7 protein-coding genes are annotated in these 13,552 nt (G+C 39.7%); 3 read left to right on the top strand and 4 right to left on the bottom strand.

Annotated features, from left to right (window positions below):
* Positions 1-8: 8 nt before the first annotated feature.
* Positions 9-2,465, bottom strand: a complete 2,457-nt coding sequence (locus HMPREF9699_RS04435) for a M1 family metallopeptidase (protein ID WP_002662757.1) — start codon at positions 2,463-2,465, stop codon at positions 9-11.
* A 372-nt stretch (positions 2,466-2,837) separates the two neighbouring features.
* On the opposite strand from HMPREF9699_RS04435, the gene HMPREF9699_RS04430 reads away from it, so the two are divergent.
* The 3 genes from HMPREF9699_RS04430 (at position 2,838) to HMPREF9699_RS04420 (ending at position 7,237) form a co-directional block, all read left to right on the top strand.
* A complete protein-coding gene (locus tag HMPREF9699_RS04430) occupies positions 2,838-3,737 on the top strand; it encodes a pirin family protein (RefSeq protein WP_034985589.1) in 900 nt (299 codons plus the stop codon).
* Positions 3,738-3,854: 117 nt separating this feature from the next.
* Positions 3,855-4,706, top strand: a complete 852-nt coding sequence (locus HMPREF9699_RS04425; protein WP_002662755.1) for a hypothetical protein — start codon at positions 3,855-3,857, stop codon at positions 4,704-4,706.
* A gap of 251 nt (positions 4,707-4,957) precedes the next feature.
* Positions 4,958-7,237: an NADP-dependent malic enzyme gene (locus tag HMPREF9699_RS04420; RefSeq protein WP_002662753.1), complete on the top strand. Its 2,280-nt coding sequence runs from the start codon at positions 4,958-4,960 to the stop codon at positions 7,235-7,237.
* A 113-nt stretch (positions 7,238-7,350) separates the two neighbouring features.
* Here HMPREF9699_RS04420 and HMPREF9699_RS04415 read toward each other — a convergent pair whose 3' ends face one another.
* From HMPREF9699_RS04415 to HMPREF9699_RS04405, 3 genes are all read right to left on the bottom strand, one after another.
* Positions 7,351-10,500, bottom strand: a complete 3,150-nt coding sequence (locus HMPREF9699_RS04415; protein WP_002662751.1) for an efflux RND transporter permease subunit — start codon at positions 10,498-10,500, stop codon at positions 7,351-7,353.
* Between the two features lie 402 nt (positions 10,501-10,902).
* Positions 10,903-11,952 (bottom strand): efflux RND transporter periplasmic adaptor subunit, encoded by a 1,050-nt coding sequence (locus tag HMPREF9699_RS04410; protein WP_002662749.1) that lies wholly within the window; start codon positions 11,950-11,952, stop codon positions 10,903-10,905.
* A gap of 216 nt (positions 11,953-12,168) precedes the next feature.
* The gene (locus tag HMPREF9699_RS04405; RefSeq protein ID WP_002662747.1) at positions 12,169-13,503 is read right to left on the bottom strand and encodes a TolC family protein; all 1,335 of its coding nucleotides are present in this window, start codon (positions 13,501-13,503) and stop codon (positions 12,169-12,171) included.
* Positions 13,504-13,552: the final 49 nt, after the last annotated feature.

Here is a 13,552-nt window from a genome sequence, read left to right as displayed (position 1 = left end):
GTTCCCGATTAAAACAAGGCTTTTACTTCTTCCAATAGCTGTATTTGTTGTTGTACGGAGGCGGTTGGGGGGAGTTTTCGTTTGGCGGCGATGCCCTCGTCCATAACTTTGATGGTGGCTTTGTTGGCTTCTGAACCTTTGTCGGAATACGGAGCCGCCGCTCTGAAAGATTTGGCAATGATTTCTACCAAAGCCTTATCGTCTAAGCTCATTGCCCATAGGTAGCCCTTGCGGAAAATTTCAGCTTGTTTCGGGTTGTCCTTTTCTATGAACGGATAATAAATGATGTACGGAAGCACTTTTGGTAAATATTTCTCCATTTTGTTGTCCACGATTACGGAAAATACCCAAACCAATTGGTCGGAAGTGAAATTTTCGGGAGCGGATTTCAATAGGAAGTTTTTAGCTCGTGTAGGGTCTATTTTGCCGATGCCGTTAAGTGCTGCATTTTGTATGGCTGCCGAATGTACGCCCAAAGCATTTTCGAAAACAGGTAAATATTTTCGGTTTTGGGTCGCTGCCAAAGTCCACATTGCTGCCGATTTTACCAAATTTTTAGGGTCGGTTTTGGCAATTTTTTCTATCTCGGCAAATTCTTTTTTGCTCAATTTCTGACCTGCCAAAGCATTCAAGGCTTTAATTCGAACTTGATAGAAAGGGTCTTTTATCGCTTTCATTAGCAATAGATTATCCTGATTTTCTTCTGCAAATTCTACTGCTTGCCATCTGCTTTTGAAATCTTTGGCGTGTTGGTACTGAAAGGCGTATTCAGCAGGGGTTTTGTACGATGCTTCCACCCAAATAAGAACACCTCTCGGATTGACATTCACCAAATTAGGGTTTTTCTTCGCCGAGAAATAAAATTCGTTTTCCTTTTGAGCTTTTACCCAAACTTGGTGTCTGTGGTAGGTTCCGTTTTCATAAATATCCACTTCCAAAGGAAACTCAAAAAGCACATCTTCTTCCTGATTTTGAATGATTTTCAAATGGACTTTCTGCGTTTTTGTATCGTAATTTTTTTCCACAGCCACGAAAGGATGCCCGTGAGAGAAAAACCACTGATTGAAAAACCAATTGAGGTCTTTTCCACTAACTTTTTCAAAGGAAAGTCTTAGCTGATGGGCTTCTCCTGTGCCGAATTCATAAGTTTTTAGGAAGTCTGTAATCCCTTGAAAAAAAGCCTCATCGCCCAAATAATCGCGAAGCATATGCAGAATCGCACCGCCCTTGTTGTACGACACCAAATCAAACATATCTTCCTTGTCATCGTACCCAAAACGCACCAAATTTTTCAGAAAATCCGTTGAGCGGTGGCGGTATTGTCCCACTTTATTGTTGAGGTGATAGTCGGCGGCATCTTTTCCGTATTTGTATTCGTACCAAAGATACTCGGAATAATTGGCAAAAGATTCATTGATGGTGAGGTTTGCCCAGCTTTCGGTGGTTACCAAATCGCCAAACCAATGATGCCCCATTTCGTGAGCGATGACGGCTTCCCAATAGTTTTCGTCTGCCAAAACTTCGCTCGGCTGATGAGCAGACTCGGCGTGACTTACCGCTGTGGTATTTTCCATTGCCCCCGCCACAAAATCGCGAACTACCATTTGAGCGTATTTCTGCCAAGGGAAATCATATCCGAATTTTTTAGAGTAAAACTCCATCATTTCCGCCGTGTGACCAAAGATTTTTTTTGCCACCGATTCGTATTCTTTTTCCACATAATAATCCACAGGAATAGTGCCTCGCCACGGCGTGTCTTTCACTACGGCGAAATCTCCCACACCCATAAAGAAGAGGTACGGAGCGTGAGGCTTATCCATCACCCAATGGTCTGTGCGTAGGTGATTGGCCTCTTTTACGGAAGATTTTAAAATCCCGTTGGACAGGGTTACGAATTTATCGGGAACAGTCATATAAATTTCCTGCGTGGTCTTTTGGTTGGGCTTGTCGATGGTAGGAAACCAGCACGATGAAGATTCGGTTTCGCCCTGCGTCCAAATTTGGGTAGGCACATCAGGAATTTCTCCTTTCGGATTGATGAAATACAAACCTTTAGCATCACTTCTTGTCCCCTCTTTTTCAATGACTTTTTCAGGCTGTGCCGTATAGCGAATGTACACGGTGTAGTTTTCGTTTTTCTGATAGATTTTATCCAATTTTATTTTCAGAAAATCGTTTTCATAGGCATATTTCAGCGGTTGGTCATTGAGTTTTACCTTGTGGATGAGCATTGATTTGGCATCTAAAATCAGGCTATCGGTGGCATAAAAATAAGGCGAAGCCGTGAGCCATTCCTCCCCATTTAGGGTTTGATTCTCAAAGTTAAAGCCTACTTTGAGTTTGGTATGTTGGAGTTTGGTTTTCATTTCGGGAGTCGCTCGGTGAAGGGTTCTCCCCGAAGTATCGGTTTGGGCGTAAAGACAAGTCCCTCCCCATAAAGCAATGGCAAAAAGTATGTATTTCATATTATCCTTTTTTGGTGCAAAAATACAAGGTTTTTTGAAGCGGGATACGATTTTCTTTGATTGTGTTTTTTTGTTTCTATAATTCAACTTATAAAGCTATTTCGACTTATTGAGTAGTAAGCATTCATCAAAAAAATAAAAAGTCAAGACGAATTCTATTAGAAGACCCTTCTAAAAAAAATGTTGTCTATTTGATCCAAAAATAGAAGTAATTAAGCCTCCGAATAGAATACAAAAGATAAAAAAGCCATAAAAATGCTTCTTTTTTATTTTCATCACAAAAAGTTGGATTATATCGTTATTACCCTATGTCAATGGCAGGGAATGAAAAATACGCTAGTTTTGCAGCATAGAACGATTAAAATCAAAAATATGTCAAACATCGGAATTATATTAGAAGAAAAAGCAGCAGATATCGGCAACTTTTTGGTAGGAAGATTACTTCCTTTTCGCGAAAAACGAGCAGTAGGACCTTTCGTGTTCATCGACCATATGGGACCTGCCGACCTGAAAGATTATCAGAATTTGGATGTGGCACCGCATCCGCATATTGGGCTTTCTACGCTCACTTATTTGTTCGAGGGGTCTATTTTTCACAGAGATAGCATCGGTTCGCAAATGGAAATTCAGCCTGGAGCGGTCAATTGGATGACGGCAGGAAAAGGCGTGGTGCATTCCGAGAGAACGCCTGATTACCTAAGAAATACGGAGAAAAAACTACACGGACTCCAAATTTGGGTGGCTCTACCGAAACATTTGGAAGATTGCGACCCTAGTTTTCATCACATCGAAGCGGAGGAACTTCCGCATTGGGAGGAAAATGGCGTACAGGTAAAACTGGTTGCTGGAGAGGCTTTTGGGAAAAAATCGCCCGTGCCTGTGCATAGCCCGTTGTTTTTCATTGAACTGAAAGCCAAGGAGAAAACCAAACTCCACATCGGCGAAGACCTCTACGGAGAAGCGGCAATGTATGTACTGGAAGGCACAGTGAACATTGAGGGGAACGACTATGGTTCTAAACAATTGTTAGTGGCTAAAAACAGTAAGTTATGCGAGTTTGAGATGAGTGAAAATTCGGTAGTTTATATTTTCGGTGGAGAGCCTTTTCCTGAAGAACGATTTATGTTTTGGAACTTCGTGAGCTCCGACAAAGAGAAAATAGAAAAAGCTAAACAAAATTGGAAAGAACAAAACCACGAAGCCTTCCCAAAAGTCATTGACGATGAAGACGATTTCGTGCCACTGCCTACTTATCCGCTGAAAAGTAAGTAATTTTAACTAAAAACTATCCCAAAAAGGATGGTTTTTTAATTTTTGCATTAAAACTAAGAAAAATCTTATTCCTTACTCGTAAGAAATGCGTATTTTCGCTCTCTAATAATTGATCATATGATAGCCATTATAGATGGAGGTTCTACTAAATGTGATTGGGTGCTCATTACGCCTGAAGGAAAAGAAACGGCAAGATGGGAAACCACAGGGTTAAATCCTAACCATATTTCTAAAAATCAAATCATTGAAGTACTACAGAATCAAGACTACACTTTTCCCGTTTCAGAGGTAAAAAGCATTTATTTCTATGGTTCTGGATGTGGTATAGAAAAGAATCAGAAAGTACTGGCAGAAGCATTAGAGGGCGTATTTCCTATGGCAGACATTACCGTAAAGGAAGATATGCTGGGAGCAGCCTATGCGGTGTATAATGGAAGCCCTGCATTGGTAGCCATTTTAGGTACAGGCTCTAATATTTGTTTTTTTGATGGAGAAAAGATTCGTTTAGATATTCCGTCATTGGCATTTATTATGGGAGATGAAGGCAGTGGCTCTGCACTAGGGAAAGCTTTGGTAAAAAATTTCTTTATGAAAAAATTACCTCAAGATTTACATGAGGCTTTCGCTTCTGAATATGGATTAACCATAGAGGAACTCATACAGAGATTATATCATCAGCCTAAAGCCAATGCTTTTTTGGCATCGTTTAATGGTTTTTTGGTCAAGCACAAAGCACACGCATTCGTGCAGCAGCTTATTAAAGAAGAGTTTAAGCATTTCCTCTATTTTCAGGCGTCTGCTTATCCTGAGAGTAGCACTTTGGAGATTCATTGTGTAGGTTCTATCGCGATGATTTATTCGGATTTGCTTCGGGAAGTAGCTCAAGAAATGGGAATGAAAATAGGAAATATCATTCAGAAACCGATAGATGGTTTGGTGGACTATCATAGGAAAAAACTCGGCTTATAAACCTTGAAGATAGAGGTGTTTTTTCATTGTCCCTAAAAAGCACGCTAGGTTTTATTCAAAAGTATGCTAGGTTTTGTCCAAAAGTACACTAGGTTTTACTCAAAAGTACACTAGGTTTTCCCAAAAATCTCGCCTGCTTTTAATAATAACTCAAATAGGATAAAAAAGGAAAAATCCTTATACTTATCAGAATAATAAATTACAATTACCAGAGGGGCATCATTTACTCCTCTTATTTATCACTCAAAATTATGAACAATAAAAGAGATGAAAAGGCTTTCAATAAAGCCGCATTACAATACCATCAGGCAGAGCCTAAGGGGAAAATAGTAGTAGTGCCTTCTAAACCTCACGCTTCGGCAAGAGATTTATCTTTGGCCTATTCTCCAGGGGTAGCCATTCCTTGTTTGGAAATAGAAAAAGACCCTAAAACTGCATACGAATATACAGGAAAAGGAAATTTAGTAGCTGTAATTTCTAACGGAACTGCCGTATTAGGGCTAGGAGACATTGGGGCAGAAGCCTCTAAACCCGTGATGGAAGGAAAGGGGCTTCTATTTAAAATCTTCGCAGATATTAATGTTTTTGATATAGAAATAGATGAAAAAGACCCTGATAAATTCATTGAAATAGTAAAAGGCATCGCCCCTACTTTTGGAGGAATTAATCTGGAGGACATCAAAGCACCAGAGGCTTTCTATATAGAACAAAGATTGAAAGAAGAATTGGATATCCCACTCATGCATGATGACCAGCACGGTACGGCCATTATTTCCGCTGCGGCGTTGCTCAATGCTTTGGAAATTGCAGGAAAAGACATCGGTAAGGTAAAAATGGTGGTCAATGGTGCAGGGGCAGCAGCTATTGCTTGTACCAAGCTCTATATCGCTCTCGGGCTGAAAAGGGAAAATATTATCATGTGCGATAGTAAAGGGGTTATCAATGAAAAAAGAACGAATCTAACGCCTGAAAAAGTGGAGTTTATCTCTACTACCTCTGCACAAACGCTGGAAGAAGCACTGATAGGTGCCGATGTTTTCGTGGGCTTGTCTAAAGGAGATGTTCTTTCACCAGAAATGCTCCTTAAGATGAATGAAAACCCTGTGGTCTTTGGCCTGGCAAATCCTGACCCAGAAATTAATTATGATCTTGCGGTGAAGACCAGAAAAGATGTCATCATGGCCACTGGACGCAGTGATTTCCCTAATCAGGTGAACAATGTACTCGGTTTTCCTTATATCTTCCGTGGTGCTTTAGATGTTCAGGCTTCTGGAATTAATGAAGAGATGAAGCTGGCAGCGGTAAAGGCCATTGCAGAACTCGCCAAAGAGCCTGTTCCAGAAATGGTAATGCTTGCCTATAACTTAAAAAATCTTTCTTTCGGAAGAGAGTATTTTATTCCGAAGCCTTTTGATAATAGATTGATTACCAAAGTATCCATAGCAGTAGCAAAAGCAGCAATGGAAAGTGGCATTGCAGGTAAACCGATTACTGATTTTGAGCAATATGAAACTCAACTCCTCGATAGAATGGGTAGAGACCAAAAGCTCATCCGTATGATGCAAAACCGTGCTAAAGCAAATCCAAAGAGAATTACTTTAGGAAATGCTGAGGAATACAATGTACTGAAGGCGGCTCAGATTTTATATGAAGAAGGCATTGCTCATCCTATTTTATTAGGCGAAAAAGAATTCGTGAAAGCCCAAATGCAGAAATACGGAATAGAAATAGATGTGCCTATCATAGACCCTAATAGTGATGAAATGAATGATAAAAGAGTGGAATACCGCGAAACCCTCTGGAAACTTCGTCAGCGTAAAGGGATTAATGAATATATTGCCAAAAGATTAGTAAGACAGAGAGATTATTTCGGGCCACTGATGCTGAAACATGGAGATACAGATGCACTGCTCATAGGATATTCTAAAAACTATAGAACGGTGATAAAACCGGTAATGGAAATCATAGAAAAAGAACAAGGCGTAGAAAAAATAGCTTCTATGGTAATGGTGCTGAGCGATAAGAAACAATACTTCTTTGCTGATGCCTCTATTCAGCCGAATCCTTCTGCGGAAGAGTTGGTAAGCATCGCTAAAATGTCAGAACTTACCGTAAAGACCTTCGGAGTACAGCCAAGAATAGCCATGCTTTCTTATGAAAATTTCTCTGGAAACTCTGAAATATCTAAAAAGATGGCAAAAGCTGTGAAAATACTCCATGAAAAATATCCTAAGATGATAGTAGATGGAGAGGTACAGCCGGATTTCGCCATGAATGAAGACCATCTGGCAGACTATCCGTTCAGTAAATTAGGAAAAAAACCTGCCAATACTTTTATTTTTCCTAATCTAGAAAGTGCGAATATTTCTTATAAAATATTGAGAGGAATGGGAAATACAGAAGTCATTGGTCCTATTGTTATGGGACTAAAACAGCCTGTCCATGTACTTCAGATGCGTGCAAGTGTAGATGAAATAGTGAATTTGGCTACCATTGCCGTTTTAGATGCTCAAAAAAGAGAAAAACAATAGTTTCTTTAGCTTTGCTTTTTCATGGTAGTTATACTTAACTTCCTAATTCATATATCAATAAAAGGGACGGATATAATCCGTCCCTTTACTATTATAATATTTTATACCGCCTCTTACCTCATCTCCACTTCTTTATGTTCATATTCTTCTTTCATTTTTGCCTCTACATCGATGGTTTTATGCCCAAAGAAACGCTCCTCTAGGCTTACGAAAATCATATACACCACAGGTACAATGATAAGGGTAAGGAATAAAGATGAAATAAGTCCACCAATGATAACAATGGCAAGACCATTATTCATAGATGAGGCTTCGCCGTCTGCCAATGCGATGGGCAACATCCCGATAACCATCGCTATGGTGGTCATCAAAATCGGACGGAGACGAGCGTGGTTCGCCTGTACCAATGCATTAAATATGGTTTCGCCTTCGTCTAATCGGTGGTTCGCAAAATCTACCAAAAGAATTGCGTTTTTAGCTACCAATCCTACCAACATAATAATCCCCAAGATGGTAAAAATATTCAGCGATTGATTGGTAAGTGCCAAGCCCCACAATGCCCCAATGAAAGATAAAGGAATGGAAAACATCACGATGAATGGACGAATAAAGTCATTGTACAAAATCACCATCACCATATACACTAGCATCAAGGCGGCCAGCATTGCTACTCCCAAAGTACCAAAGCCTTCACTCTGGTTCTCCATATTACCACCCCATGCCCATTCTACGCCTGCAGGTTTTTGTACTTTTTCTAGCTTAGCAGTCCATTCGTTCGCTACATCACCTCCCGTTCTACCTACTACTTGGGAATTTACCGTAACCGATGGCGAACGGTCATACCTTTCTAAAAGCGATGGTCCAGAAGCATAATTAACATCAGCAAACTGAGCCAATTTCACTTTCATTCCTTGCGGATTCAGGAAAGTAATATTTCTTACATTGTCTATATCGGTACGGAAAATATCGTCCAAAATCACATTGATATCGTATTCATTATTCCCTGTACGGAATTTAGAATCCGTATTTCCACTGAAAGCTGTTCTGAGCGTTTGCCCCACAGTAACTACATTCAGTCCTAGTGCCGTCATTTTATCCCTATCTACCTGAATGGCAATCTCTGGGTTACCATCTTCCACACTCAGCTCAACCTCGCTGGAGCCTGGCACAGTCTTTAGGAGGGCTTCCGCTTCTCGGGCATATTTCATCACATCTTCTAGTGTATTTCCTGTGATATTCATCTGGAGTGGTGCTTGTTCTGCCCCCATGATGCCCATTGGTACTATTTTTATTTTCACCCCTGCCAGTTCTTTTTCTAGCTCTCTTTTCAGTTTTGCTGCATATACTTTGGTAGATTTTTCCGCTCGCTCATCTTTATTTACCATTTCTACGGTAATTTCAGATTTGTATGCAGTAGCCTGAGACGCTCCCATTCCCGAGCTGGATTGTCCTACGGTAGAGATAGTCTGAATTACTTCTGGTTTTTGATTAATAAAGGCTTCAGCTTTCTGAGTAGCAAAATTGGTCTGTTCCAATGACGCATCTTTATTCAGCTCAAACTGAATCAAAAACTTGCTTCGTTCCGTAGATGGGAAAAAATCTCCACCGATGTAGCCCAAGAACAATAGAGCGAAAGAAGAAGCAAAAAGAACGAAAGTAACAATAAAGGTTTTGAGTTTATTATTCAATGCCCACTTCAGTAAATTAGACATCCAATGGGTGAATTTGTCCAATTGTCTCTCAAATGCATAAATAATCTTACCAAAGAAATTATTAGGACTAATATGCTCTAATTTCCCAAATCTAGAGAAAAGCCAAGGCACTACCGTAAAAGATACCAATAAAGATAATAAAGTAGAAATCACTACCACCACCGCAAACTGACGGATAATATTAGCTACCATTCCTGAGCTCATCGCTATGGGGAGGAATACCACTACTATCACCATGGTAATAGCCGTTACAGTAAAACCAATCTCCGATGCACCATCATACGCCGCACGGTATTTATTTTTGCCCATCTCCATATGTCTGTGAATATTCTCTATCACCACAATGGCATCATCTACCAAGATACCTACCACGAGGGAAAGTGCCAAGAGCGACATTAAATTCAGCGTATAGCCAAAAATCATCATTCCGATGAAAGTAGCTATCAAGGAAGAAGGAATGGCTACCATCACAATCAAGGCATTTCTAAAAGAATGTAAGAAGAACAGCATCACAAATGCCACCAAACCAATGGCGATAAATAAGTCTTTCATCACTGAATTAGCTGCCTCTAATGTAAATATAGAAGTATCATCAGCCAAACTAATTTTCAGACCTTGTTTTTCATATTGCTTTTCTATTTCCTTTATTTTAGCCTGAATCAATGAAGAAACTTCTACCGCATTCGCCTCCGATTGTTTTTGCACCTGAAGTAAAAGCGTATTTTGGCTATTGATTCTCGCTATTTTAGAAGCCTCTTTTTGGGTGTCTTGTACATCGGCTACATCGGAAAGTAAAATATTGATTCCGTTTTGGGAAGCGATGGTCAAGTTTCTGAGCTGCTCTACGGAAGAAATGTTTCCAGATAGCCTTAGCAAAGTAGTATTATTCAGAGTCTTAAGGTTCCCTGTAGGAAATTCCATATTGGAAGCCTGAATAATTTGCTGAATTTGTGGTATAGAGAGCCCATAACCTTCCGCCTTATCTTGGTCTATGCTCACGCGGATTTCTCGTTCTCTTCCACCCACTATATTCACCTGAGCCACCCCCGAAGTACGAGCAAAAGCGGGCTGGATTTTTTGGTCTACCAAATCATACAACTCACTATCGGATAAATTACCCGTAACCCCCATTGTGGCAACAGGTAAATCCGAAAGGGAAAATTTAGAAATAGACGGTTCTTTGGCATCATCTGGTAAATCTGAACGAATGGCATTAATCTTCCTTTGGGCATCATTAAGGGAATTATCTACATTTGCCTCATTGGTCAAAGTAATAATCACTACTGAAAGTCCCTCATAAGATTTCGCCTGTATTTTTTTCACATTTTCTAATGATGATACAGCATCTTCTATTTTTTTGGACACGGTGCTTTCCACCTCTGAAGGTCCTGCACCAGGATAAATAGTACTGATACTAAGCACCTTAATGTCCATTTTAGGAATCAGCTCATAGCTGAGACTCTTATAACTGAAAAGCCCTCCAATGATGAGTGCTGCAAGCATCACAATCACCAAACTGGGTCTTTTTATGGATATTTCTGCTAATTTCATTATATGTTATTTAATTTAATTTTAGAACTTGTTTAGACTTTTTGGGCAATAAAAATGCTATAAGCCGTAAGCAATAGGCAGGAAGCAGGAGGCTATATACCGAAGGTCTCCAATGCTTCATTCCTTGTCTTTCTTTGCTAAACACTTGTGCCTTTGTTCCACTTTTTATATTTCAATAGCTCAATTTGTTTTTCTTTGTGATTAAAAGTTAAGTGGATTTAGGCTAAATTTCAAAAAGATAAATACGAAACAAAACCTTCATCAAAGGGAAGTTTAATTTTCATCGGGACGCAGTAAAATTTTCGTCGGGACGCAATAAAATTTTCGTCGGGATGTAGCAAAATTTTCATCAGGACGAAAATTTATTCCCCTCTCGGTATAATATCTCTTCCCTTTTGGGTATTATTTCAATACACTTACTTTCGCTCCATTCGTTAGGTTAATTTGTCCCGATGTGATGACGATATCTCCCGCTTTCAGCCCTGAGATGATTTCTACCTTATCCCCGTAATTCACACCACTCTGTACAGTAACCTGCTGAGCTACGCCATTTCTATTCACAAATATTTTATTCTCACTGACCGAGCCTACGAAAGCCTCTCTGGGCACTGTGAGTACAGAAGATGATTTTCCTCCAAAATGAGCTGTAGCGTACATTCCTGCTTTTAGGGTATTGAGGTCATTATTTACAGTAATTTCCACAGGAAATTTCATTGCTCCCGTTGCAGCCGGTGCGATAAAGGTAATGGTACCATTAATCTCCCCATCTAATACCGATGGTTTTACCTTCACCGTTTGCCCTACGGAAAGCTGTGTAACCATGTTTTCATCTACCTCTACACGAAGTTTTAGCGAACCAATGTTCACCACTTCTACGATGGTGGTTCCAGCTCCTACCACCGTTCCTACTTCAATGTTTTTTCTATTCACCACGCCACTAATTTTAGAACGCACGGTAGTATCTCCAGAATTCAACTGAGCCGACTGTAATTGCATTTTGGCTTGTTTCACTTGAAATCTCGCTTGGTCTAGTTGAAGTGCGGTAACTCCTCCCGTTTTATACGCTTCTTCATATCTATTTAATGCCGAAACAGCTTGTTCTAAAGCGATTCTGGCATTATTAGTACCTACATCTTGCTTATCTCCTTTCAGCTTCGCGATGACTTGCCCCGTATTTACGCGGCTACCTTCTTTCACATAAAGAGCGACCACTTGCCCTCCAGTTTCTGCAGCTACTACCCCTGCCGTAGCGGGTAAGAAGTTACCATTAACAGAAAAATCTCCATTCATCATTTCTTGCTGTACCACAGCGGTACGAACGGATATACTAGGATTTTTCTCTGCCACGGCAGCTACTTGTGCTTCATTTTTTGCCTTATTCTTGTTAAGAACCATGACTGCTCCCGCAATTACAAGAGCCAATACTAAAACGGTGATGATTATTTTTTTCATTGTGAATTAAATTAAAAAGATTATTAAGCAGTAGGCTGTAAGCTATAAGCAGTAAGCTTTTAACTCTATGACCTTACTTTCATTATGAATTAAATTAAAAAGATTATTAAACAGTAGGGGTAGGCTTTTGGCGGATGGCTATTCGCTTATAGTTATTAGCTTTTGGCGATTAGCATTTAGCTTTATAACTTTATAGCCATTTTAGCCTTTTAGCAACTATTTCAACCTTCCCAACTTTCCTTGTGACTTTAAAAGTTCTATTTCTGCGAGTTTATATTCTAGTTTGGCTTTGGTAAGATTATTCCTAGCATCTGCAAGATCTCTTTCTGCATCTAAAATATCATTCAGTGTAGCCAAACCGAACTTATAGTTATTTCGGGTATTTTCCATTACTTCATTAGCTAATTTTACATTGGCTTCCTGATTAGAAATGGTGATGGCAGAATTTTCCAACTGAGACAATGCATTTTTGTACGCTAAATCCAGCCCCAATTCTGTCTCTCTAAGGTCTGCCTGAGCCTTTTCTATCTCGATTTGATTTTTTTCTATTTTTGATTTTGTAGCAAATCCATTAAAAATAGGAATGCTAACATTCAGGCTCACAGAAGCTACATCAGACCAGAAAACGCCATTATTAGAACCGTTCCACCAAGGCATATTTTTCCCTTGTCCGAACCAGCTATAGTTTCCTGTGAGTGCTACCGATGGATAATACTCAGACTCTGAGGCTTTCTTTTGCCAGCGAAGTAGTTCCAGCTGTTTACTGAGTACCTTTAGTTCTGTCCTCTCACTGAAATTTGCTCCCTCTGTAGTCAATAGCATGGGTTCAAAAGACTGTTCTGGAAGGGTAATCTCTTGTTCCATCGCCATGCCTATCATAAATTTCAAAGCGTTTTCGCTGAGATTCACTGCATTGATGAGCTGTTGTTTTGTAGATTGTATATTATTCAGTGCTACTACCGTTCTATCGTAATCTATTTTCTTTGCCAATCCTGCATCGTATAGCCCTTTGATGATTTTTGCCGTCTGCTCGGTGATTTTCAGGTTTTCCTTCAAATTTTCCAGCATTTGCTCGGTTTGATAAACTTGATAATAGGCATTGGCTACTTTTTCTATAATTTGCTCTTCGGTGAGCTGGGCATTAAGTATATAAAATTCTTTGGTGCTTTTTGCTGCCTTTAGCCCTATGAAAACCGACTGATTAAAAAGCATTTGCTGCACTTGTACAGCATTGGTAGATGTCCACTTTTGCCCCATAGTGAGTTTCATCGTTTGGGTAGGATTCACAAAACTCGGAATCACCAATTCTTGCAAAATAGGATTATAAGTAGTAGCACTTACTACGGTTACTTTGGGTAAGGCATTGGCTTTTACTTCCGCAATTTCGGCATCCCCTTTTTTAATATTCAGCCGAGCTTTTTCTGCTTCAGACTTATGCTCTAGAGCGTGGGTAATGGCTTCGGAAAGACTTAGCGTTTTGACCTCTTGCCCCATCGCTATGCCGTGGAATAAGAGCATGGCTAGTCCTAATGGTTTTATTTTATGGATCATTAGATGTTATTTATTTAAAGATTAAATGATTACAAGATTAAAAAGATTA

The sequence above is a fragment of the Bergeyella zoohelcum ATCC 43767 genome, from assembly GCF_000301075.1.
Taxonomy (GTDB): domain Bacteria; phylum Bacteroidota; class Bacteroidia; order Flavobacteriales; family Weeksellaceae; genus Bergeyella; species Bergeyella zoohelcum.
The sequence above is the reverse complement of the archived record's forward strand: the minus strand, read 5'-3'. Positions and strand labels throughout refer to the sequence as shown.

Bases quoted from the DNA above. Each gene is read 5' to 3' on its own strand.
- HMPREF9699_RS04435 (WP_002662757.1), bottom strand. From the start codon at position 2,465: ATGAAATACATACTTTTTGCCATTGCTTTATGGGGAGGGACTTGTCTT.
- HMPREF9699_RS04430 (WP_034985589.1), top strand. From the start codon at position 2,838: ATGTCAAACATCGGAATTATATTAGAAGAAAAAGCAGCAGATATCGGC.
- HMPREF9699_RS04425 (WP_002662755.1), top strand. From the start codon at position 3,855: ATGATAGCCATTATAGATGGAGGTTCTACTAAATGTGATTGGGTGCTC.
- HMPREF9699_RS04420 (WP_002662753.1), top strand. From the start codon at position 4,958: ATGAACAATAAAAGAGATGAAAAGGCTTTCAATAAAGCCGCATTACAA.
- HMPREF9699_RS04415 (WP_002662751.1), bottom strand. From the start codon at position 10,500: ATGAAATTAGCAGAAATATCCATAAAAAGACCCAGTTTGGTGATTGTG.
- HMPREF9699_RS04410 (WP_002662749.1), bottom strand. From the start codon at position 11,952: ATGAAAAAAATAATCATCACCGTTTTAGTATTGGCTCTTGTAATTGCG.
- HMPREF9699_RS04405 (WP_002662747.1), bottom strand. From the start codon at position 13,503: ATGATCCATAAAATAAAACCATTAGGACTAGCCATGCTCTTATTCCAC.